The organism is Methylobacterium sp. Leaf102 (genome assembly GCF_001422425.1).
Taxonomy (GTDB): domain Bacteria; phylum Pseudomonadota; class Alphaproteobacteria; order Rhizobiales; family Beijerinckiaceae; genus Methylobacterium.
In genome coordinates this window covers 61141-80755 of the sequence record NZ_LMMX01000037.1, presented here as the reverse complement: position 1 = coordinate 80755, position 19615 = coordinate 61141, and the positions used below count along the sequence as shown (strand labels likewise).

Below are 19615 nucleotides of genomic sequence, written 5' to 3'. Positions count from 1 at the left end.
CCGCTCCGATCAGGGCCCCGTGCGGCCCGCTTCATGGAACGGACACCCGATGCTCTCGAACCTGGCGGCCCGCGACGTCGAGACCCTCATCCACCCCTACACCAACCTCGCGACCTTCCGCGAGACCGGGGGGTTGGTTCTGGAGCGCGGCCATGGCGTCTGGGTCTACGACAGCGACGGTCGTCCGTATCTCGAAGGCATGGCCGGCCTGTGGTGCACGGCACTCGGCTATTCCAACGAGGAGCTGGTGGAGGCGGCGAAAGAGCAGATGTCGCGTCTGCCGTTCACGCACCTGTTCTCGGGCCGCAGCCACGACCCGGCCATCGAGCTCGCCGAGACCCTGAAGGAGCTGATGCCGGTCCCGACCTCGAAGATCTTCTTCACTTCGTCGGGCTCCGAGGCCAACGACACCCAGGTCAAGCTGACCTGGTACCTCAACAACGCGCTCGGCCGGCCGAAGAAGAAGAAGATCATCTCCCACGTGAAGGGCTACCACGGCGTCACGGTGGCCACCGCCTCGATGACCGGGCTGCCCGCCAACCATGCCGATTGGGACCTGCCCCTGCCGGGCTTCCTCCACACGGGCTGCCCGCACCATTACCGCTACGGCGAAGCGGGCGAGACCGAGGAGGCGTTCGCCACGCGTCTCGCCGCCGAACTCGAGGCCCTCATCCAGCGTGAAGGCCCCGACACGGTGGCGGCGTTCGTGGCCGAGCCGGTGCTGGGGGCCGGTGGCGCCATCGTGCCGCCGGCGGGCTACTACGCCAAGATCCAGGCGGTGCTCGACCGCCACGACGTGCGCTTCATCGCCGACGAGGTGATCTGCGGCTTCGGGCGGCTCGGCACCTGGTTCGGGTCCGAGGCCATGGGCATGCGGCCCGACAGCCTGTCCTTCGCCAAGGCGGTGACCTCCGGCTACATGCCGCTCGGCGGCATCTCCATCGACGAGCCGCTCTATCGGCACATGGTCTCTCAGAGCGCCAAGCTCGGCACCTTCGGTCACGGCACCACCTATTCCGGGCACCCCGTCGCCTGTGCGGTGGCCCTCAAGACCATTGCGATCTACCGCCGCGACGGGATCATCGAGGGCGTCGCCCGCAAGGCGCCGCATTTCCAGGCCCGCCTGTCGGCACTCGCCGATCACCCCATCGTCGGCGAGGCGCGCGGGCTCGGCCTCATCGGCGGTCTCGAAATCGTCGCCGATAAGAAGACGAAGCGGCAGTACGACCCCAAGCTGGGCGTTGCCGCCCGGTGCGTCGCGTTCGCTCAGGCCGAGGGTTTGATCGTCCGGTTTCTCGCCGGCGACCGCGTCGCCGTGTGCCCGCCCCTCGTCATCGCGCCCGACGAGATCGACACCCTGTTCGATCGCCTGACCCGTGCCCTCGATCGGACCCAGGCGTGGATCGCCGCGGAAGGGCTCGAAGCCATGTCCCACGCCCGTGGCTGACGGGCCACACGCCAGCTGTATTCAAGCAACGACCGCATTGCGGTGCGGGTTATTGCAATGCCGCAACGTCGATCACGGATCTGTTGCCTCGGCTGTCTGTGACGAGAAACAAGGCTGCCGTGATTTCGGGCATCCGCGTAGTCTTAATCCGCCATTCATATTGCGACCACCTTTATGGTTGCTGTGAAGCTCGACACGCGTCCGGGTCGAACCGCAAGGTGCCCGCGAGCGTGGGGCGACCGGGCGGGTCAGGACACCCCGGCGGCCGCCGTATGAGCGCAAAGCAGGACACCCGTTTCATGTACGCCCCCGATCAGACCCAGAGCGCCGCCCCCGAACTCGACCGTCGTACCCCCGCCTCCGGCCGGGTCGCGGAGAGCTTCCGGCCCGTGGCCCTTCCGGCGCTTGCCGCCGCGGTCCTCGTGTCGGCTCTGGCGGGCAAGGCGGTGGCGACCCGGGCAAAGGCTGCCCGGATGGCGGCGCGCTTCGAGCACGAGGACGCTCCGCAGGTCTGATGCTCGGGTGGTCCTTCGGTGGTGCGGGGACCGTCTGAATCGCCCTGCGCCGTCGTCAATTCGTCACCATTGGCGCCGAGGGAGACGGGATCGGCCCGTCACCCGAGGACCCTTTCGATGTTGATCCTGCCGAGTCGCAGGCAAGTGCTGGGCGGCCTCGGCGCGGCGGGCGTTCTCGGCCTATCCACCGGGGCCTATGCCTTCGTCATCGAGCCGCGCTTCCGCCTCGTCGTGACCCGGTACAGCCCGGTGCTTCCACGCTGGACGCCGGGCTTGCGCCTGCGGGTCGCGGTCCTGGCGGATTTTCACGTCGGCGAGCCGTTCATGCCCCTCGACCGCATCGCCGAGATCGTCGATGCGACCAACGCGCTGAAGCCGGACCTGATCCTGATGCTGGGCGACTATCCGGCGAGTCCGACCGTCACCTTCCGCAAGGTGCCGCTGATGGAGTTCGCCCGGGTGGTCGAGGGCCTGCGCGCACCCCTCGGCGTCCACGCCATCCTGGGCAATCACGACTGGTGGGATGACGCCGACACGCAGGCGGGCAGAAGCGACGTCACCGAGGCGCAGCGCGTGCTGGAGGCGCGCGGCATCCCGGTGATGGAGAACACCGTGCTTCGCTTGGAGAAGGACGGGCACCCGTTCTGGATCGCGGGCCTCGGCGACCAGGAGCCGTTCGTGAAGGTCGGCAATTACGAGGGTCGCGACGACCTGCCCGCCACCCTCGCGCAGATCACCGACGCGGCCCCGGTGCTGCTCATGGTGCACGAGCCGGACGTGTTCCTCGATGTGCCCGAGCGGGTGTCCCTGACGCTGGCCGGCCACACCCATGGCGGGCAGATCCGCCTGTTCGGCTACTCACCCGTGATTCCATCGCGAAAAGGCAACGACTTCGCCTACGGGCACGTGGTTCTGAAGAACCGGCACATGATCGTCTCGGGCGGTTTCGGCGTCAGTCGGGTGCCGGTGCGCTTCGGCGTGCCCCCGGAGATCGTTCTGCTCGAACTCGGGGGCGCGGCCGGACCGGGAATCGTCACGCCCGGCCCCGCCGTGCGGGACCACGGGCTCCGGCACGGCTGAGGCGCTGGAGGGGAAACCCTATTTCTTGGCGTTCTTCACCGCCGCGCTGACCATGTCCTTGGTCGAGGCCGCCGCCGCAATGGTCTTGACCACGGGCTTCTTCGGCTTCTTCGCTTCGCGACTGCCGCGTTTGTTTTCCGTCGCCATGGGTGTCTCCTCGGTCCTTCGAGAAGCGATCATGGCACGACTTTCCGGAACGACGGCATGGAAAGTATTTTCGCGAAGCCCTTGCGGTCCCCCGGAGCCGATCCGGGGGACTCGGTCGCCCGGTCAGAGTGGGATGTTGTCGTGCTTCTTCCAGGGCTGCTCCATCTCCTTGGTACGCAGCATGCCCAGCGCCCGGGCGATGCGCTTGCGGGTGGAGTGGGGCATGATCACCTCGTCGATGTAGCCGCGCTCCGCCGCCACGAAGGGTGACAGGAAGCGGTCCTCGTACTCGCTCGTCCGCTCGGCGATCTTCTCCGGGTCGCCGATCTCGCTCCGGAAGATGATCTCGACGGCGCCTTTGGCACCCATCACGGCGATCTGGGCCGTCGGCCAGGCGTAGTTGAGGTCGGCGCCGACGTGCTTGGAGGCCATCACGTCGTAGGCGCCGCCGAACGCCTTGCGGGTGATGATGGTGACCAGCGGCACGGTCGCCTGGGAGTAGGCGAACAGCAGCTTGGCGCCGTGCTTGATCAGGCCGCCGTATTCCTGGGCGGTGCCGGGCAGGAAGCCCGGTACGTCGACGAAGGTGACGATCGGGATCGAGAACGCGTCGCAGAAGCGCACGAAGCGGGCGGCTTTTCGCGATGCATCGGAATCGAGCACGCCGGCCAGCACCATGGGCTGGTTGGCGACGAAGCCGACGGTGCGGCCTTCGATGCGGCCGAAGCCCGTCATGATGTTGCGGGCGTAGGTCGCCTGGATCTCGAAGAAGTCGCCCTCGTCGGCCACGCGGCGGATGAGCTCGCCCATGTCGTAGGGCTTGTTCGGGTTGTCGGGGATGAGCGTGTCGAGGCTCATGTCGAGGCGCAGCGGATCGTCGAAGCTCTCGAGCTCCGGCACGCCGTCGATGTTGTTGGCGGGCAGGAAGTCGACGAGGCGGCGGATCTGCAGCAACGCCTCGACGTCGTTCTCGAACGAGCCGTCGGCGATGGAGGACTTGGTGGTGTGGACCTTGGCCCCACCCAGTTCCTCGGCGGTCACGACCTCGTTGGTGACGGTCTTGACCACGTCGGGGCCGGTCACGAACATGTAGCTCGTGTCGCGCACCATGAAGATGAAGTCGGTCATGGCCGGCGAGTAGACGTCGCCGCCGGCGCACGGGCCCATGATGACGGAGATCTGCGGGATGACGCCGGAGGCGGCGACGTTGCGGCGGAAGACCTCGCCGTAGCCGCCGAGCGCCGCGACGCCCTCCTGGATGCGGGCGCCGCCGGCATCGAAGATGCCGATGATCGGGGCGCGCATCTTCAGGGCCATGTCCTGGACCTTGACGATCTTGGCCGCGTGCGACTCCGACAGGGAGCCGCCGAACACCGTGAAGTCCTTCGAGAACAGGAAGACGGTGCGGCCGTTGATGGTGCCCCAGCCGGTGACGACGCCGTCGCCGGGGATCTTCTGCTTCTCCATCCCGAAATCGGTCGAGCGGTGCTGCACGAACATGTCGAATTCCTCGAACGACCCATGGTCGAGGAGGAGTTCGATGCGCTCGCGCGCCGTCAGCTTGCCGCGCTTGTGCTGGGCCACGACGCGGTTCTCACCGCCGCCGAGCCGGGCCTGGGCGCGCCGCTCCTCGAGCCGTTCGAGAATGTCTTTCATGCGGAGAACGCCTTGCCTTGGAGAGATGACGGGACCCGCGCCCATGGGCTCTCTCGCGAGAGCCCAACGGCTACGGTTTGAAACGCACTTAGCACGCGGCGCTTTCAGCGAAAATGGATTTCAAGTCTTCGGCGAACCACGTTCCGGCTCTCTGCGCGCCAGTGCGGCGAGGTGGGCTGCCGCCTCGAACTCGGCCGTGCGCAGGGCGTGGCGCGCCGCAGCCTCGGCGTCCGTGCCCCAGACGCTCGCCTGATAGGTCTCGTCCACGTGGGCGGCGGCCCAGGCCTCGGCCGGCGTGAGATGCCCGGCGAGCACGGCCAGCGCCAGGACGAGGGAGCCCGTGAGGTTCGTCAGGGTGTGGAGGGCCGCAAGCCGGAACGGCCCGTCCGTCGCCGCGATGGCCCGCCGCAGGGCCGCGACGGTGTCCTCCGGCTGGGCGACGTGCATCACCCCTTCGCCGAGGATGAAGCGGGCGCCGAGATTCTCGCGGGCCCAGTCGAGCACGGGGTCCCAGGCGGCGGATTGCGCAGCCACGAGGCGATCCGGCTCACCGGCCCGGTAGGCGAGGAGGTCGGTGCCCGCATAGGCCGAGAGGTCGTCGATCACCGCGTCGCGCCGGGGGGCGACGCCATCGATGGCGGTGTTGGCGAGCCGCGTCAGCGGCATGGTCGCGGGATCGATCACCCCGACCTGCGCCTCCCATTCCCTCGCCACGGCCTCGGCGAGCCCTCGGTTCGGCAGAACGAGGGGGTTGCGCGCCGGCGTGTGGGCAGGGCGGCCGTCGAGGGTCAGGCGCAGGCCGCCCTCGGCCTCGGCAAGTCCGGCGGCGGCCTCGGCGAGTCCGGCGGCGGCGTAGAAGCGCTTCGGCAGGGCCGGCTTGCCGGGGCCGCGGGCGGAGGCGGTGGGGTCGGCAGCGGGATTCGGGGGCGGGGCGTCGGCGCCGCCGAGCCAGTCGGATTTGGGATCGTCGCTCATGGGCCGGGGATAGCGCATCGGCGCGGCGCCCGCGAGACCCGCCGCCATCCCGGATCCGGGGATCAGGGGTGGGCGGGGCCGGGAAACAGCTCGCCGAGGGCGGTCGCAGTGTCCACCACCGTCGCGGCACCGGCGCCGAACAGGGCACCGGCCGGATGGTAGCCCCAGCCGACCCCGATGGCGACGGCGCCGGCGCTCACCGCCATCTCCATGTCGTAGGTGGTGTCGCCGATCATCACCGTGGTCTCGGGCGTGGCGCCGGCCTCCGCCATGGCCTGGCGCAGCATGGTCGGGTCGGGCTTCGAGGGCGCGTCGTCGGCAGATTGGGTGGTGGCGAACCAGCCCCGCCAGCCATGGGTCTCGATGAGCCGGTCAACCCCGCGCCGGGCCTTGCCGGTGGCGATGCCGAGCCGGATGTCGCTTCGGGCGTGCAGGCGCTGGAGCAGCGCCTCCATACCGGGGAACAGCGGCTCCTCGTAGTTCGGGTCGAGGCGCAGCAGGTTGAAGGCACGCCGGTAGCTTTCCGACAGGCCGTCCACCGGACCCTCGTCGCCGACGAGGCGCCGGAACGCCTGAGGCAGGGACAGGCCGACGACGGAGAGGGACTCGGCCCGGCTCGGGGCCGCGAGGCCGTGCTCGGCGAAGGCGAGGCCCTGCGCCGCCACGATGAGGTGCTGGCTGTCGATGAGCGTGCCATCGACGTCGAAGACGATGAGCGTCACGGGGGGGCGCCCGTCACGGCTGGCGCGCCGGTGCGGACTGGGGCTGACGCGGACGTTCGTAGCCGAGCTTGCACCGGATGAGAAAGCGGCGTCGCGCCCCGCCGCGCAGGCCACGGGCATGGGCCTGCCGGTTGCAGCTCGCGTAGGACGCCCGAGCGCGCCGGCCCGCACCCGCCGCGCGTCCGCCCGGCGCCTGGGCCGCCTGGGTCGGGAGCTGGCCGGGATTGGCCTGTCGTGGAGCGGGCGTCGGTTGCGGCGCCGTGGCCTGGTTCGGATTGGATTGGCCGGCGCCCGCTTGTCCAGGGTTCGCTTGTCCAGGGTTCGTCTGTCCAGGACCGGTCGTGCCGGAGGTCGCCGGGCGCTGCTGGGCGGGGGACGGGGGCGTGGGTGCCGGTCGCACCTGCGGAGCCGTCGGCGCCGTTTGCGCCAGGGTGCCGGACGCGAGTGTCAGCAGGGACAGGGACAGGAGCGCGCTACAGGCGACAGTCGCGGGGTTCATGGACGTGACCTTCGAGACGGCTTGCGAGACGACCCGCAGGCCAGCTTGGCGCGGTTGAGGTCCCGCCGCGGCGCGGCGGAGCCTTCAGGTTGCACGAGAGGATAAGGCATGCGGTCGGATTGCCAAGGTCGCCGCGTGCGGCACCGTCGCCTTGTCCGCCTCCGCGGTGGCCTTCCCGGCCGGATGCCGGTGGCCGCGCCTCAGGCTTCGGGTGCCTCGACGATGGGATCGTAGCGCGACGCGTCGAAGCCGAGGAGGTTCCAGCTCTGGGCCATGTGGGGTGGCAGGGGGGCCGTCACGTCCACGGGCTTGCCCGTGCGCGGATGCGGAATCACGATGCGGCGCGCGAGCAGGTGCAGGCGGTTCTGGATGCCGCCGGGCAACTCCCAGTTCTCGATGCTGAAGTATTTCGGATCGCCCACGATGGGATGGCCGATATGCGCCGCGTGCGCGCGCAACTGGTGCGTGCGCCCCGTCACCGGTTTGAGGGACAGCCATGAGAGCTTCTGGGCCGCGTTGTCCACCATGGCGTAGTAGGTCAGCGCGTGCGCCGCCCCGTCGTCGCCGTGCTGGGCCACCCGCATGCGGGCATCCGCGTCGGTGGGCTCCTCCTTGGCGAGGTAGGTCGAGATCCGGCCCTGCGGCACCCGCGGCACCCCGGCGGTGAGGGCCCAGTAGACCTTGCGGGCCGAGCGGGAACGAAAGCTCTTCGCCAGCGTCGCGGCGGCGAGCCGGGTCTTGGCCACGATGAGGCAACCGGCCGTGTCCTTGTCGAGGCGGTGGACCAGACGCGGCTTCTGCCCGTCCGCGCCGGCCAGGGATTCGAGCAGGCCGTCGACGTGCCGCACGGTGCCGGACCCGCCCTGGACCGCGAGGCCGAAGGGCTTGTTGAGGATCATCATCTCGGCATCCTCGTAGAGGATCAGCGAGCGGATGAAGTCGGCGTCGGTGGCGTCGCGCTGAGGGCTGCGCGGCCGCTCGCCCACGGCATCGAGCTTGAGGGGCGGCACCCGCACGCTCATGCCGGGCAGGAGCCGGTCGTTGGGTTTGGCGCGGCGGCCGTCGACGCGGAGCTCGCCCTTACGGACGATGCTCTGGACGCGGGTGAAGGGCAGCTGCGGAAACCGCGTGGTGAGGAAGCGGTCGATCCGCATCTCGGCCTCGTCCTCCTCGACCACGAGGGTCTGGACCCCCGACGCCAGGGTGGCGGAGGCGGCGGCGCGCTGCTCGCGCCGGGTCGGGCCTTCGACGGGGGCAGCCGTCTCGGCGCGCGGCGCACGGGCGCGGCGCGGCGCGTCCTCAGGGGTCGCCTCGGGCTTCTGCGGCCGGGGGCTGCGGATGCGGCTCGGAAGCTCCTGCTGATCGCGCTGCTCGGCTTGCGGATCCGGGGCGTCGCCGGGGCGCCAGGGCGCACGCTTGTCGGCCTCGCCGCGCATGGACGCCGCCCGCTGGGCCGCGTCGAGGGCGCTGGTGCGCGGCCCCGTGCGTTCGCGATCGGGGTCCTTGGCGTTGCGGAACGGGCGCTTGCCGCCGAACGCGCTTTTCGCGCCGAACGGGCTCTTGCCGGCGGGGCCGGGTCCGCGCCCGGGTCGCTTGGTCGCTCCGGCCCCGGAGCCCTTGCGTCCGGCGCCGCCGCGTGAAGGTGGTCGTGTGGTCATGCCCCGCTCGTACCACCGGCACCCGCCGGGGCATAGCGCAGGCCGCGCAAGGCCCCGCCGACCAACAGGAAATCAGGCGGCGCGCCGGGCCGCCTCGATGGTGAGACCCGTGCCGACGGAGCCGAAGGTGTCGCCGTCGACGATCCGGGCGTTGGGCACCGCCGCCGTCAGGGCCGCGCGGACATGCGGCAGCCCGGTGGACCCGCCCGTGAGGAACAGGGCGTCGATCCGGTCGGCGGTGAGTCCGGCCTGGGCGAGGCAGCGGCCGATCCGCTCGGCGATGCGCCGGGCGAGTTCGTCGGTGTGGGCGACGAGGCCGGTGCGGTCGATGTCGGCGACGAGCCCGCGCTCGACCCAGTCGAGATCGATGCTGCCGCGGCCCGCATCCGACGTGGCGATCTTGGCGCCCTCGACTTCCATGGCCAACGAATGCCCGCGCTCGGCCTCCACCACCGCGTAGAGCCGGTCGATGAGCTCGGGTCGGCGGGCGTCGCGGCGCACCTCCTCGATCTCCCGCAGGGTCCGGGGATTGTAGAGCCGGTTGATGCTCGACCACGTGGCGAGGTCGTGGAAATAGGCGTTGGGCACGTTGATGTCGCCCCGGCTCATGGGGCTGCCGAGGCCGAGCAGCGGCATCACCGTGCCGAGGCTGAGGCGCCGGTCGAAATCGGTGCCGCCGATGCGCACGCCGTCGTTGGCCAGGATGTCGTCCGCCCGCTCGGTCTTGGCGTGGCGCTCGGGCGACAGGCGCACGATGGAGAAATCCGAGGTGCCGCCGCCGATATCGGCGATGAGGGCGATCTCCTCGGCGCGAACCTGTTGCTCGTAGTCGAGGGCCGCCGCGATGGGCTCGAACTGGAAGGAGACGTGCTTGAAGCCGATGCCCCGGGCGATCTCCCGCAGGGCGTCCTCCGCGCGGGCATCGCCCTCCGGGTCGCCGTCGACGAAGTGGACCGGGCGGCCGTGCACCACCGTGTCGAGGGAGGCGCCGGTGGCGGTCTCGGCCCGACTTTTCACGGCGGCGAGGTAGCGGCCGATGACGTCGCGGAACTTGATGCGCTCGCGGCCGACGGGCGTGGTCTCTTCCAGGAGGGACGAGCCGAGCACGGATTTGAGGCTGCGCATGAGGCGCCCCGGCGTGCCCTCGACGTATTCCATCATGGCGGCGCGTCCGACGAAGGCGGTCTGGCCCGGCGGAAAGAAGATCGCGCTCGGGATCGTGACGTGCCGGTCTTCCAGGGGGACCAGGGCGGGCGCCTGCCCGGTGACAAGGCCGAGGGTGGTGTTCGAGGTACCGAAATCGAGGCCGCAGGCCGCCATGGTGGGTCTCCGGCGATGGATCGGTTGCGCTGGGCCGGCTCCCCTACAGGCTCGACCGTCTCCGGTCCACGAAATTTTGTGCAGCGCGGCGACGCGGCACGCCCCGCCGACGCAGTGGATCGGCCGCCGCGACGACGCGCGTCGCAGCCACCAGCGCCCCGCCGAACCTGCCGACGCGCCGCCCCGTCGTCCCTCCTCGACCATCACCCTTCCGCGCCGCGCCGCGCCTGCCGCAGGCGTTCCCAATGGGCGAGGCGATCGGTGTAGCGGCTCTCCATGCCCCGGTCGGTGGGTTCGTAGAAGTGCTGCCGGCCGAGCTTCTCCGGCCAGTAATCCTGGCCCGAGAACGCGTCCGGTTCGTCGTGGTCGTAGCGGTAGCCCTCGCCGTAGCCGATCTTGCGCATCAGCTTGGTCGAGCCGTTGAGGATGGTGCGCGGCGGCGGCAGGGAGCCGTGCTCTTTCGCGACCCGCGTCGCGGCCTTGTAGGCGTTGTAGACCGCGTTCGATTTGGGCGCGCAGGCGAGGTAGACGGTGACCTGCGCGAGCGCCAGTTCGCCCTCCGGGGAGCCCAGGAAATCGAAGGCGTCCTTGGCGGCGGTCGCGACCACGAGGGCCTGCGGGTCGGCGAGCCCGATATCCTCCACCGCCATCCTGACGAGGCGACGGGCGATGAACAGGCGGTCCTCGCCCCCGTCGAGCATCCGGCAGAGGTAGTACAGGGCCGCGTCCGGGTCGGAACCCCGCACGGTCTTATGCAGGGCTGAGATGAGGTTGTAGTGCCCCTCCTGGGACTTGTCGTAGATCGGCGCCCGGCGCTGGATGATGGTCTGCAGCGCCTCGGCGCCGAAGACCTCACCGGCTTTGGCCGAGCGCCAGACCTCCTCCGCCAGGGTCAGGGAGGCGCGCCCGTCGCCGTCCGCCATCCGCACCAGCACGCCGCGCGCCTCCTCGTCCAACGGCAGCGGCCGGCCGGTCAGGGCCTCGGCCCGAACCATCAGCTTGGCGATGGCGGCGTCGTCCAGCGCCCGGAACAGCAGGACGCGGGCGCGCGACAGCAGGGCGGCGTTGAGCTCGAAGGACGGGTTCTCGGTGGTGGCGCCGACGAGGGTGACCGTGCCGTCCTCCATCACCGGCAGGAAGGCATCGAGCTGCGAGCGGTTGAACCGATGGATCTCGTCGACGAACAGCAGGGTCCCCTGCCCCAGGGTCCGCCGCTGACGCGCCGCCTCGAACACCTTCTTGAGGTCGGCGATGCCGGAGAAGATCGCCGAGATCTGCTCGAAATGCAGGCTGGTCTCGTGGGCGAGCAGGCGCGCCACGGTGGTCTTGCCGGTGCCGGGCGGCCCCCAGAACACCAGGGAGCCGAACGACTTGCCCGCGAGCAACCGCGTCAGCGCCCCGTCCGGCCCCGTGAGATGCTCCTGGCCCACCACCTCGGCCAGGGTCTGGGGGCGTAGCCGGTCGGCGAGCGGACGCGGCGCGGCGTTCTGGAGGCCGGCGGAGACGAAGAGATCGGACATGGCCGCATCAAGACGCGGGGGCGCCGGCTTCGCAACCCGGAACGCCGCGCGAACCCCGCCCGCGGGATTCGCGCCGGCTGTTATCCCCCGAACACCGAGGTGAGCACCTCGCCGCCGCGGTTGATCGAGACCTCCCACATGTTCAGGCTGTTGCGGGTGATCCGCTCCAGGTCCTTCGTGGTCGAGATGGGGGCGCCGTTGATGGCGACGATGATGTCGCCCTTCTGGAGACCGGCGCGGGCCGCGATGGAATTCTCCTCCACGCCCGCCACGGCGACGCCCTCGGCGGGCAGGTCGACCTGGATCTCTTCCGCCACGGCCGGCGAGGTGTTGACCAGGGTGGCGCCGAGGAACGGCGAGCGGGTGCGGACCTTGAGGGTGTCGCGCGGCCGGGTCTCCGGCGCGGGGCCGAGCTTCACCAGCACGTTGGTCCGGCTGGTGCCGCGCAGGATGCCGAACTTCGTGGTGCCGGTGAGCCCCTTCAGGGCGAAACGGTATCCGAAGGCCTCCGGGTCGTCGACGGTCTTGCCGTCGACGCTGAGGATGAGGTCGCCGCGCTTGAGGCCGGCTTCCTCGGCCGGGCTCTTCGGCTGCAGGCTCGCCACCAGGACGCCGGTGGGGTGGTCGAGCCCCATGCTGTCGGCGATGTCCGGGGTCACGCTCTGCACCCGAGCGCCGAGCCAGGGCCGGCGCACGGAGGTGGCCCCGCCCTTGGCGGTCTCCACCACGGCGCGGACCATGCTCGCCGGAATGGCGAAGCCGATGCCGTGGCTGCCGCCCGATTGCGAGTAGATGGCGGTGTTGACGCCCACCAGCCGTCCGTTGAGATCGACCAACGCTCCGCCGGAATTGCCCGGATTGATCGCCGCGTCGGTCTGGATGAAGAACTGGTAGTCCGACGAGCCGACCTGGGTGCGGGCGAGCGCCGAGACGATGCCCTGGGTCACCGTCTGGCCGACGCCGAACGGGTTGCCGATGGCCATGACGAAGTCGCCGACCTCGAGGGCTTCCGAATCGCCGAACGGCATCGCCACGAGGCCGCCCGTCGGGCTCTTGATCTTGACCACGGCCAGATCCGTGCGCGGGTCGCGCAGCACGATGGTCGCCTCGAACTCGCGCCGGTCCGCCAGGGCGACCCGAACCTCGTTCATGTTCTCGATGACGTGGTTGTTGGTGATGACGAGGCCGGATTCGTCGAGGATCACCCCAGATCCGAGGGATTTCTGCGCCCGCTCCCCCGGTGCTCCACCCCGGCCGCGACCGCCGCCGTTCTCGCCGAAGAAGCGCCGCATGAACTCGTCCATGGCGCTGCGGCTGGCCCCCCGCGTCTCGACATGGGAGGCGTAGACGTTGACCACGGACGGCGCGGCCCGCTTCACCACGGGCGCGAACGAGAGATGCACCTGCCCCTTGGATTGCGGGACCGTCTTCTCGGCGCTGTCCGGGCTCGCCTTCTCGGGCGCGGATCTGTCCGGCGCGATCTTGTCCGGCGCGATCTTGTCCGGCGTCTGCGCCATCTGCGCGACGGCCGGCCCGGTGGCGAGCCAAGCCGCCACGAGGGGAACGAGCAGGGGGTACGAGCGCGGCATCGAGGACTCCCGGGAGAACGAACCGCGTGCCCCCCGTCGGCAACGGGTTATGGGGGGCGAGGCGGGGATCTCGGGTTATCTAGACGGGCCGGGGGCTCGGCGCGAGGGGGCCCGTCAGACCCGGCCGATCCCCGCTGCGAGACGGCCGGCCCGGCGGGCCAGGACGCTGAAGCAGGTCAGCGACGCATCGGCGGCCCGCTGCATCTCGTCCACTTGGATGCGGATGGCGTCGGCCGGCGTCCTGGCGCCGGACAGGCTGTGCCAATGCGCCATGGCGGCGCTGCCCTCGCTCCGCAGGAACGCCAGGATCGTCGCGTTCGCCTGCGTGATCTCGCCGATCATGTCGAAAGATTCCTCGGTCGGACGGGTGAGCGCGGGTTGGGCCATGGCCACGGCCTGCGCGACCGATGCGGTTTCCATCGCCGCGACGGGGAGCGTCGCCACCGCCGGAGCGGTCTCGGGCGCGACGTCCGGAATGGTGACGGTATCCGGGGCGGCCTCGAGGGCTTCGGGCGGCTGCATGACGGGGGCCGGCTCGGTCGCGTCGTCGGCGGGCTCCGCGGGCACGGCCGCATCCGCCGGCTCGGCCTCGGCCGGTCGATCGGACACGGGCTGCCCCGCCGCAGCTTCGAGGGCGTCGGCGGAGACCGTCTCCAGGAGGGCGTCGTGGACCGACGGCACGTGAGCCTCGGTGCCGAGGGCGGACGCCTCCGCGGACTCCGGCGCGATCTCGGGCTCGGAGAGCGTCTCGGGGAGACGGGATTCCACGACCATTTGAGCTTCCTCCGGATTGCGCCGCACCGCGCTCGACCGCGCGGGCGGCCCCTTACGCCGTTTCACCATGGTCATGTCTCCTCGAGCCGTTCGGACGCATCCTACCCAAATCGGAGCACTCCGCCGAAATCCCGTCCTCGCGCCGCTGGCGGAGGGGACGGGCCTCGATGGAATGCGCCGAAGGGGTGAAGCGATCCGTTCCGGAGCCGTGCCCGAATCGGTCGGATCACACCTCCGGCGCTTGTTTCATCCGACCGTCCCGCGGCGCGCCGATACGGGCGGCGCCGTCGGGGTAGGGAGCGGATCAGGCCGACGGGCGCAGGGTGTTCTGCGCGAGGGCGCCGAGATCCTTGGCCTGGTTCTGCAGGCTGGCGATCTGGCTGCGCAGGAACTCGGACTGCAGCTCGAAGGCCTCGCGCAGGTCGCGGGTCCGCACCAGCTTCTGGGCGAAGTCGAACGTCGCGGTGGCGTTCTCCTGGGCGTGGTCGAAGCTCTTGGCGAGGGCGGTCTGCATCGACTCCTGCACGGTCTTCGACTGGGTCTGAAGCTGTTCGGAGGTCTTGATCGCAGTTCCGATGAGGTTGCCGACGGCGCTGCGGGCCTGATCGACGCTCTTCTCGGCGAAGGCGCGCATCTCGGTCGGGATCTCGAAGGTCTGGCCGGTCATGGCGTATCTCTCTCTTGCGGGAGCGCGCTCCAAAACGTCGAGCCGCGAAGGCTTTATGTTGCAGTGCAACATAGACGTCAAGATCGTCGCGGAAGGAAAAGGCCGGCCGTCGGAAATCGTTCGCCCGACCGCAGGACGCGCGTCAGGCGGCCCGTCCCTTGCCCGACTGTCCCGCCGCGGCTCTCGCCGCGATGACGCGTCCATAGACGGCCTCGAGCGACGCGGCGTGGGCGGCCGGAGTCGTCGGTGTCGCCCAGTACCGCTCGCTCGCCGCACGCCCGAGGCGGCGCAGCCCCGAATCCTCGGACAGGCGCCGCATGGCCCCCGCCAGAGCCTCGATCTCGGGTTCCACGGTGAAGCCGGTGACGCCGTCGACGATCCGCTCGGCAGCACCCGCCCGAAGCGAGGCGATCACTGGAATGCCGTGGGCCAGGGCCTCGTAGACCGTGAGCGGACCGGTCTCGTACCAGCGCGACGGCGCCACGAGGGCCCGGGCCCGGGCCCGCACCGTCTCCCAGACCGCCTCGGGGCTGCGCCAGCCCAGGATCTCGACGTGGGGATGGGCGCCGAGTTCGGCTTCCAGGGGGCCGGCGCCGATGAAGACGGCCGGCAGGCCGGCACGGGCGGCCGCCGCGGCCACGAGGTCGGCCCCCTTCTCCCGGGTGAGGCGGCCGACATACACTACGGCGTCGCCCTGCGCCGGATCGGCGGGCTCGGTGCGCGCCACCCGCACGGGGTTGTCGACGCGGTGGTGGGTCAGATCGAGATGGCCGAGGAGGCGGCCCATCCGCGTGACGCTGGCGTCGCAGACATGGATCACGTCGAGGGCATGCCCCCGCAGGGTGGTGCGCAGAACGGCGTTGCGCCCGACCCGGACGAGCTTGTGCAGGCGGCTCCGGCCGTCGCAGGGGGCGGCGAGGCACCCCGTCGACAGGGGGGTGAGCGCGCAGGGCGCGGCGCGGTCGAACCGGTAGTAGACCCCGTTCGGGCAGGCCATGAAGTAATCGTGCAGGGTGACGACCACGGGCACGCCGCGGGCGAACAGCGGCGGAAACACGCTCGGCGACAGGCTGCGGGTCCATTGGTGCAGGTGCACGAGGTCCGGCCGCACCGGCAGGGCGTCGAGGGCGGCACCGAGGCGGGCGGCCGACGGCCCGTCCCAGATGCCCGAGACGGCGGCCCGGTGCGCCGGTCTGTCCCAGATGTCGCGATTGTGCAGTGTCAGGCGGGTGATGCCCGGATGGTCGAGAAGCGCGTCGGCCGGCCCGTCGATGGCCTGAAGATAGGTGACGCTGTGTCCGGCCTCGGCGAGGCCGCGGGCGGATTCCACCGCCACCTTCTCGGCGCCTCCGCTCGCCACGGCGAATTCGGCCAGGATCGCGATGTGCATGGCGTCGGCCGAGTCCCCGGGGCGAGCACGCCCGGACCTCGGTTTACCGGAGATCAACGCACGAGCGGTAAACGTTGCCGACGCATCATCTTCGACGGAAACGCCCGCCATGCACGTCGTTCTCGTCGTCGATCACGCCTCCATCAATGGCGGGCAGGCCAAGGTGGCCCTCGATGCGGGGCTCGGCCTACGGGCACGGGGACACGAGGTGACGGTGTTCGCCGCCGTCGGTCCGGCCGATCCACGCCTGGAGGCCGCCGGCATCCGGGTGGTCTGTCTCGGCCAGGACGACATCGCCTCCACTCGCAACAAGCTCGCGTTCGCCGTGCAGGCGATCTGGAACGCAAAGGCCGCGCAGCGCCTGTCCGAGGTCCTGGCGGGGCTCGACCCGCGCGAGACGGTGGTCCACGTCCACGCCTTCGCCAAGGCCCTGTCGCCCTCCATCGGGGTGAGCCTGCGGGCCTCCGGCCTGCCGCTACTCTACACCATGCACGAGTTCTTCCTCGTCTGCCCCAATGGCGGCTTCTACGAGTACCCGGCGCAGAGCATCTGCCACCGCACGCCGATGTCGCGGGACTGCCTGACGACGAACTGCGATGCGCGGAGCTATCCCCGCAAGCTCCTGCGGGTGGTGCGTCATGCCGCCCTCGACCACGTCGCCGGGATGCGGCGGCTGTTCCCCCACATCGTCACCATCAGCGCCCTGCAGGAAGCGGTGATCCGGCCGCACCTGCCGGCCACGACCCTGTTTCATCGGGTCGACAACCCGATCGCTGTCGCGAAGGCAGCGCCGCGTTCCGAACCGCCGGGGGATTTCCTGTTCGTCGGGCGCATCTCCACGGAGAAGGGCGCGCCGGTCTTCGCCGAAGCCGCGCGCCGCGCCGGGGTGCGCCCGGTCTTCGTCGGCGACGGTCCCGCCGCCGCGGATCTCGCGGCGCGCTACCCCGAGGCACGGATGCTCGGGTGGAAGGACGAGGCCGCCGTGCACGCCCTGATGCGCGAGGCCCGCGCCCTCGTGTTCCCGAGCGTCTGGTACGAGGGCCAGCCGCTGACAGTCTACGAAGCCCTGGCCTGCGGCGCGCCCGTCATCGTCAGCGATGCCTGCGCCGGTCGCGAGGCGGTGGAGGACGGCGAGACCGGATTCTGGTTCCGCTCCGGCGATGCCGAGGCCCTGGCCGCCCATCTCGTCCGGTTGAAGGACGACGCCTGCGCCGCGCGGATGAGCCGGGCCGCCCACGGGCGCTACTGGGCCGCCCCCCTCACCCTCGACGCCCATCTCGACCGGGTGAGCGAAGTCTACGAGACCGTTCTGCGCGAAGCCGCATCCCGGGTGCCGGTGCCCGGACGTCGGGGCAGTGCCGCCGTGGCCGCCCTGCCCCGCCGTGGCTCGGCGGTGGATACGGGGGCGGGTCACCCGCGTTGATCCCGCGAGGTTCGCCCGATGCGGCGGACCACGGGAATCGGAGAAACGCCGCCATGGCCGAGGACACCAAGTCACCGGAGACCGACACGATCTCCACCACGGGCCAACCCGCGCCGAAGGGGTCCGACAAGAGCCGGCCCGAGAACCAGCAGGGTGAACTCAGCGAACGCCTCGACGAGGCCCTGGAAGAGACTTTTCCGTCGAGCGATCCGGTCTCGGTGAAGATCACCAAGTAGCACCTTCCCGGGCAAGCGGCGCTTTCCCAGGCAAAAGTGGCGCCTTCGCGGAGCCGAAACGAAGAACGCCGGGGCCATGGGCTCCGGCGTTCTTCGTTCAACGGCTTGACCGTGCCGCTCCCCCAAGGGAGCGACATGGATGTCGGGATCAGGCGGCTTCGAGCAGGCGGCGGGCGATGACCTGGGCCTGGATCTCGGCCGCGCCCTCGAAGATCGAGAGGATGCGGGCGTCGCAGAGCACGCGGCTGACCGCGTATTCCAGCGCGAAGCCGTTGCCGCCGTGGATCTGCAGGGCGTTGTCGGCCGCCGCCCAGGCGACGCGGGCGCCCAGCAGCTTGGCCATGCCGGCCTCAAGATCGCAGCGCTTGCCCTCGTCCTTCTCGCGGGCCGAGAAGTAGGTGAGCTGACGGGCGATGTTGATCTCCACCGCCATAATGGCGATCTTGTCGGCGACGCGCGGGAAGTTGATCAGGGCCTTGCCGAACTGCACCCGGTCCTCGGCGTAGCGCAGGCCGAGGTCGAGGGCGTTCTGCGCCACACCGATGGCGCGGGCGGCGGTCTGGATGCGGGCCGACTCGAAGGTCTGCATGAGCTGGGTGAAGCCCTTGCCCTCGACTTCGCCGAGAAGGTTGGCGCCCGGCACCTCGAAATTGTCGAAGGCGAGCTCGTACTCCTTCATGCCGCGGTAGCCGAGCACGTGGATCTCGCCGCCGGACAGGCCCGCGACGGGGAAAGGCTCGGCGTCGGTGCCGCGCGGCTTCTCGGCGATGAGGAGCGACAGGCCCTTGTGGCCCTTCTCCTCGGGCTTGGTGCGCACGAGACAGGTCATGATGTCGGCGCGCACGGGGTGGGTGATCCAGGTCTTGTTGCCCGAGATCTTCCAGACGTCGCCGTCCTTGACCGCCTTGGTGCGGAGCGAGGCCAGGTCCGAGCCGGTGTTCGGCTCGGTGAACACGGCGGTGGGGAGCGTGTCGCCGGACGCGATGCCGGGCAGGAAGCGGTGCTTCTGCTCCTCGGTGCCGCCGCACAGGATGAGTTCGGCGGCGATCTCGGAGCGGGTTCCGAGGGAGCCGACGCCGATATAGGCGCGCGACAGCTCCTCGGAGACCACGCACATGGAGATCTTGGGCAGGCCCATGCCGCCATACTCTTCCGGGATGGTCAGGCCGAAGACGCCGAGCTCGGCCATCTTCGTCACGATCTCCATCGGGATGTAGGCGTTCTCGCTGTGCCACGCGTGGGCGTGCGGCACGACCTCGGCCAGGCCGAAGCGGCGCATCTCGGAGCGGATCGCCTCCATGTCCTCGTCGAGGCCGGACTTGCCGATGGTGGCCGAGCCGCCGTTGTCGCGGATGCGGGCGACGAGCGCCGCACGGTTCTCGGCCGTGTTGCCGTCGGCGATGAGGGCCTCGACGGCGTCGTTGCGGAACTGGGCGACTTCACGGGCGCCGAGGCCGAGGGACCCCGTCGGGCGCACCATTTCGCCCTGGCTCATGGGAATGCCGGAGAACATCTGGTCGAGGTATTCGCCGAGCCCGATTCTGACGAGAAGCGCCTCTGTCTCGCCGAACTCGCCCGACTCCGTCAGGCGGGCGGCGTAGGCACCGAGTTCGCGCACGCCCTCGGCGTAGGTGGCGATCCAGGCGAGCCCGTGGGTGGCGTGCTGCTCGAGCTCCATCTTCTCCGCCGAGATCTTGCCCTCGGGCGAGAGCACGCGGGTGCGGACCCGGCGGGTGGCCTCGGCGACGAGGGCCTTGGCCGCCTCGGCGGCCTCGCGGGCGAGGGTCAGCAGATCCTGCGGTTCGGAGGTCGTGACGGGAGAAGCGGACATGCGGCAACTCTTTCCAGAAAAGAGGATGGGTTGCCGCTCATTATAGGCAGGTTCGGCGGGTCTGTAGAGGCGTCTCGCCGCAGAGTGGCACTTTCCCGCTTGAATTCATTATTTTACGAGAGAAGAATCCCTCTTGTCCTTCGCGCGCGGCAGGTTCGCTAATTTA

General features: G+C 70.3%; 18 protein-coding genes. 5 read left to right on the top strand and 13 right to left on the bottom strand.

Annotated elements, in window-relative coordinates; all coding sequences use genetic code 11:
- The first annotated feature begins 49 nt into the window (after positions 1-49).
- The 3 genes from ASF27_RS16480 (at position 50) to ASF27_RS16470 (ending at position 3042) form a co-directional block, all read left to right on the top strand.
- Positions 50-1447 carry an aminotransferase gene (locus tag ASF27_RS16480; RefSeq protein WP_056173377.1) on the top strand — a complete coding sequence of 466 codons (1398 nt, stop codon included), beginning with the start codon at positions 50-52 and terminating at the stop codon, positions 1445-1447.
- Positions 1448-1746: 299 nt separating this feature from the next.
- Positions 1747-1962 carry a hypothetical protein gene (locus tag ASF27_RS16475; protein ID WP_056174120.1) on the top strand — a complete coding sequence of 72 codons (216 nt, stop codon included), beginning with the start codon at positions 1747-1749 and terminating at the stop codon, positions 1960-1962.
- A 117-nt stretch (positions 1963-2079) separates the two neighbouring features.
- Complete coding sequence (locus tag ASF27_RS16470) at positions 2080-3042, top strand: metallophosphoesterase (protein WP_056361771.1); 963 nt, start codon at positions 2080-2082, stop codon at positions 3040-3042.
- Between the two features lie 18 nt (positions 3043-3060).
- On the opposite strand, the gene ASF27_RS23445 is transcribed toward ASF27_RS16470, so the two are convergent.
- From ASF27_RS23445 to ASF27_RS16420, 12 genes are all read right to left on the bottom strand, one after another.
- On the bottom strand, positions 3061-3189 hold the full coding sequence (locus ASF27_RS23445) for a hypothetical protein (protein WP_274533103.1): 129 nt from the start codon (positions 3187-3189) through the stop codon (positions 3061-3063).
- A 123-nt stretch (positions 3190-3312) separates the two neighbouring features.
- Entirely contained in the window at positions 3313-4845 is a 1533-nt protein-coding gene (locus ASF27_RS16465; protein ID WP_056260978.1) for an acyl-CoA carboxylase subunit beta, read from the bottom strand.
- 120 nt (positions 4846-4965) lie between these two features.
- Positions 4966-5820 carry an ATP12 family protein gene (locus ASF27_RS16460; protein WP_056362176.1) on the bottom strand — a complete coding sequence of 285 codons (855 nt, stop codon included), beginning with the start codon at positions 5818-5820 and terminating at the stop codon, positions 4966-4968.
- Positions 5821-5882: 62 nt separating this feature from the next.
- Positions 5883-6542 (bottom strand): HAD-IA family hydrolase, encoded by a 660-nt coding sequence (locus tag ASF27_RS16455; RefSeq protein ID WP_056173366.1) that lies wholly within the window; start codon positions 6540-6542, stop codon positions 5883-5885.
- 13 nt (positions 6543-6555) lie between these two features.
- The gene (locus ASF27_RS21730; RefSeq protein ID WP_082479233.1) at positions 6556-7041 is read right to left on the bottom strand and encodes a hypothetical protein; all 486 of its coding nucleotides are present in this window, start codon (positions 7039-7041) and stop codon (positions 6556-6558) included.
- 200 nt (positions 7042-7241) lie between these two features.
- Entirely contained in the window at positions 7242-8699 is a 1458-nt protein-coding gene (locus ASF27_RS16450) for an RluA family pseudouridine synthase (RefSeq protein ID WP_056361768.1), read from the bottom strand.
- 72 nt (positions 8700-8771) lie between these two features.
- Positions 8772-10019, bottom strand: a complete 1248-nt coding sequence (locus ASF27_RS16445) for an Hsp70 family protein (protein ID WP_056173360.1) — start codon at positions 10017-10019, stop codon at positions 8772-8774.
- Between the two features lie 203 nt (positions 10020-10222).
- Positions 10223-11539 carry a replication-associated recombination protein A gene (locus tag ASF27_RS16440; RefSeq protein WP_056361765.1) on the bottom strand — a complete coding sequence of 439 codons (1317 nt, stop codon included), beginning with the start codon at positions 11537-11539 and terminating at the stop codon, positions 10223-10225.
- 80 nt (positions 11540-11619) lie between these two features.
- Complete coding sequence (locus ASF27_RS16435; RefSeq protein ID WP_056361763.1) at positions 11620-13128, bottom strand: Do family serine endopeptidase; 1509 nt, start codon at positions 13126-13128, stop codon at positions 11620-11622.
- 114 nt (positions 13129-13242) lie between these two features.
- The gene (locus tag ASF27_RS16430; protein ID WP_056361760.1) at positions 13243-13902 is read right to left on the bottom strand and encodes a hypothetical protein; all 660 of its coding nucleotides are present in this window, start codon (positions 13900-13902) and stop codon (positions 13243-13245) included.
- Positions 13903-14206: 304 nt separating this feature from the next.
- Complete coding sequence (locus ASF27_RS16425) at positions 14207-14569, bottom strand: phasin (RefSeq protein WP_056173349.1); 363 nt, start codon at positions 14567-14569, stop codon at positions 14207-14209.
- Positions 14570-14711: 142 nt separating this feature from the next.
- Complete coding sequence (locus ASF27_RS16420) at positions 14712-15959, bottom strand: glycosyltransferase (RefSeq protein WP_056361757.1); 1248 nt, start codon at positions 15957-15959, stop codon at positions 14712-14714.
- A 109-nt stretch (positions 15960-16068) separates the two neighbouring features.
- Between ASF27_RS16420 and ASF27_RS16415 the strand changes: the two genes are divergently transcribed.
- Positions 16069-17382: a glycosyltransferase family 4 protein gene (locus tag ASF27_RS16415; RefSeq protein WP_056361756.1), complete on the top strand. Its 1314-nt coding sequence runs from the start codon at positions 16069-16071 to the stop codon at positions 17380-17382.
- A gap of 53 nt (positions 17383-17435) precedes the next feature.
- A complete protein-coding gene (locus ASF27_RS16410; RefSeq protein WP_056173340.1) occupies positions 17436-17618 on the top strand; it encodes a hypothetical protein in 183 nt (60 codons plus the stop codon).
- A 148-nt stretch (positions 17619-17766) separates the two neighbouring features.
- Here ASF27_RS16410 and ASF27_RS16405 read toward each other — a convergent pair whose 3' ends face one another.
- Complete coding sequence (locus ASF27_RS16405) at positions 17767-19449, bottom strand: acyl-CoA dehydrogenase family protein (protein WP_056361752.1); 1683 nt, start codon at positions 19447-19449, stop codon at positions 17767-17769.
- Positions 19450-19615: the final 166 nt, after the last annotated feature.

Coding starts and splice junctions, on each gene's coding strand:
- ASF27_RS16430 (WP_056361760.1), bottom strand. CDS start 13,902: ATGGTCGTGGAATCCCGTCTCCCCGAGACGCTCTCCGAGCCCGAGATC.
- ASF27_RS16435 (WP_056361763.1), bottom strand. CDS start 13,128: ATGCCGCGCTCGTACCCCCTGCTCGTTCCCCTCGTGGCGGCTTGGCTC.
- ASF27_RS16465 (WP_056260978.1), bottom strand. CDS start 4,845: ATGAAAGACATTCTCGAACGGCTCGAGGAGCGGCGCGCCCAGGCCCGG.
- ASF27_RS16460 (WP_056362176.1), bottom strand. CDS start 5,820: ATGAGCGACGATCCCAAATCCGACTGGCTCGGCGGCGCCGACGCCCCG.
- ASF27_RS16445 (WP_056173360.1), bottom strand. CDS start 10,019: ATGGCGGCCTGCGGCCTCGATTTCGGTACCTCGAACACCACCCTCGGC.
- ASF27_RS16405 (WP_056361752.1), bottom strand. CDS start 19,449: ATGTCCGCTTCTCCCGTCACGACCTCCGAACCGCAGGATCTGCTGACC.
- ASF27_RS16410 (WP_056173340.1), top strand. CDS start 17,436: ATGGCCGAGGACACCAAGTCACCGGAGACCGACACGATCTCCACCACG.
- ASF27_RS16480 (WP_056173377.1), top strand. CDS start 50: ATGCTCTCGAACCTGGCGGCCCGCGACGTCGAGACCCTCATCCACCCC.
- ASF27_RS16415 (WP_056361756.1), top strand. CDS start 16,069: ATGCACGTCGTTCTCGTCGTCGATCACGCCTCCATCAATGGCGGGCAG.
- ASF27_RS16470 (WP_056361771.1), top strand. CDS start 2,080: ATGTTGATCCTGCCGAGTCGCAGGCAAGTGCTGGGCGGCCTCGGCGCG.
- ASF27_RS16425 (WP_056173349.1), bottom strand. CDS start 14,569: ATGACCGGCCAGACCTTCGAGATCCCGACCGAGATGCGCGCCTTCGCC.
- ASF27_RS21730 (WP_082479233.1), bottom strand. CDS start 7,041: ATGAACCCCGCGACTGTCGCCTGTAGCGCGCTCCTGTCCCTGTCCCTG.
- ASF27_RS16420 (WP_056361757.1), bottom strand. CDS start 15,959: ATGCACATCGCGATCCTGGCCGAATTCGCCGTGGCGAGCGGAGGCGCC.
- ASF27_RS23445 (WP_274533103.1), bottom strand. CDS start 3,189: ATGGCGACGGAAAACAAACGCGGCAGTCGCGAAGCGAAGAAGCCGAAG.
- ASF27_RS16440 (WP_056361765.1), bottom strand. CDS start 11,539: ATGTCCGATCTCTTCGTCTCCGCCGGCCTCCAGAACGCCGCGCCGCGT.
- ASF27_RS16450 (WP_056361768.1), bottom strand. CDS start 8,699: ATGACCACACGACCACCTTCACGCGGCGGCGCCGGACGCAAGGGCTCC.
- ASF27_RS16475 (WP_056174120.1), top strand. CDS start 1,747: ATGTACGCCCCCGATCAGACCCAGAGCGCCGCCCCCGAACTCGACCGT.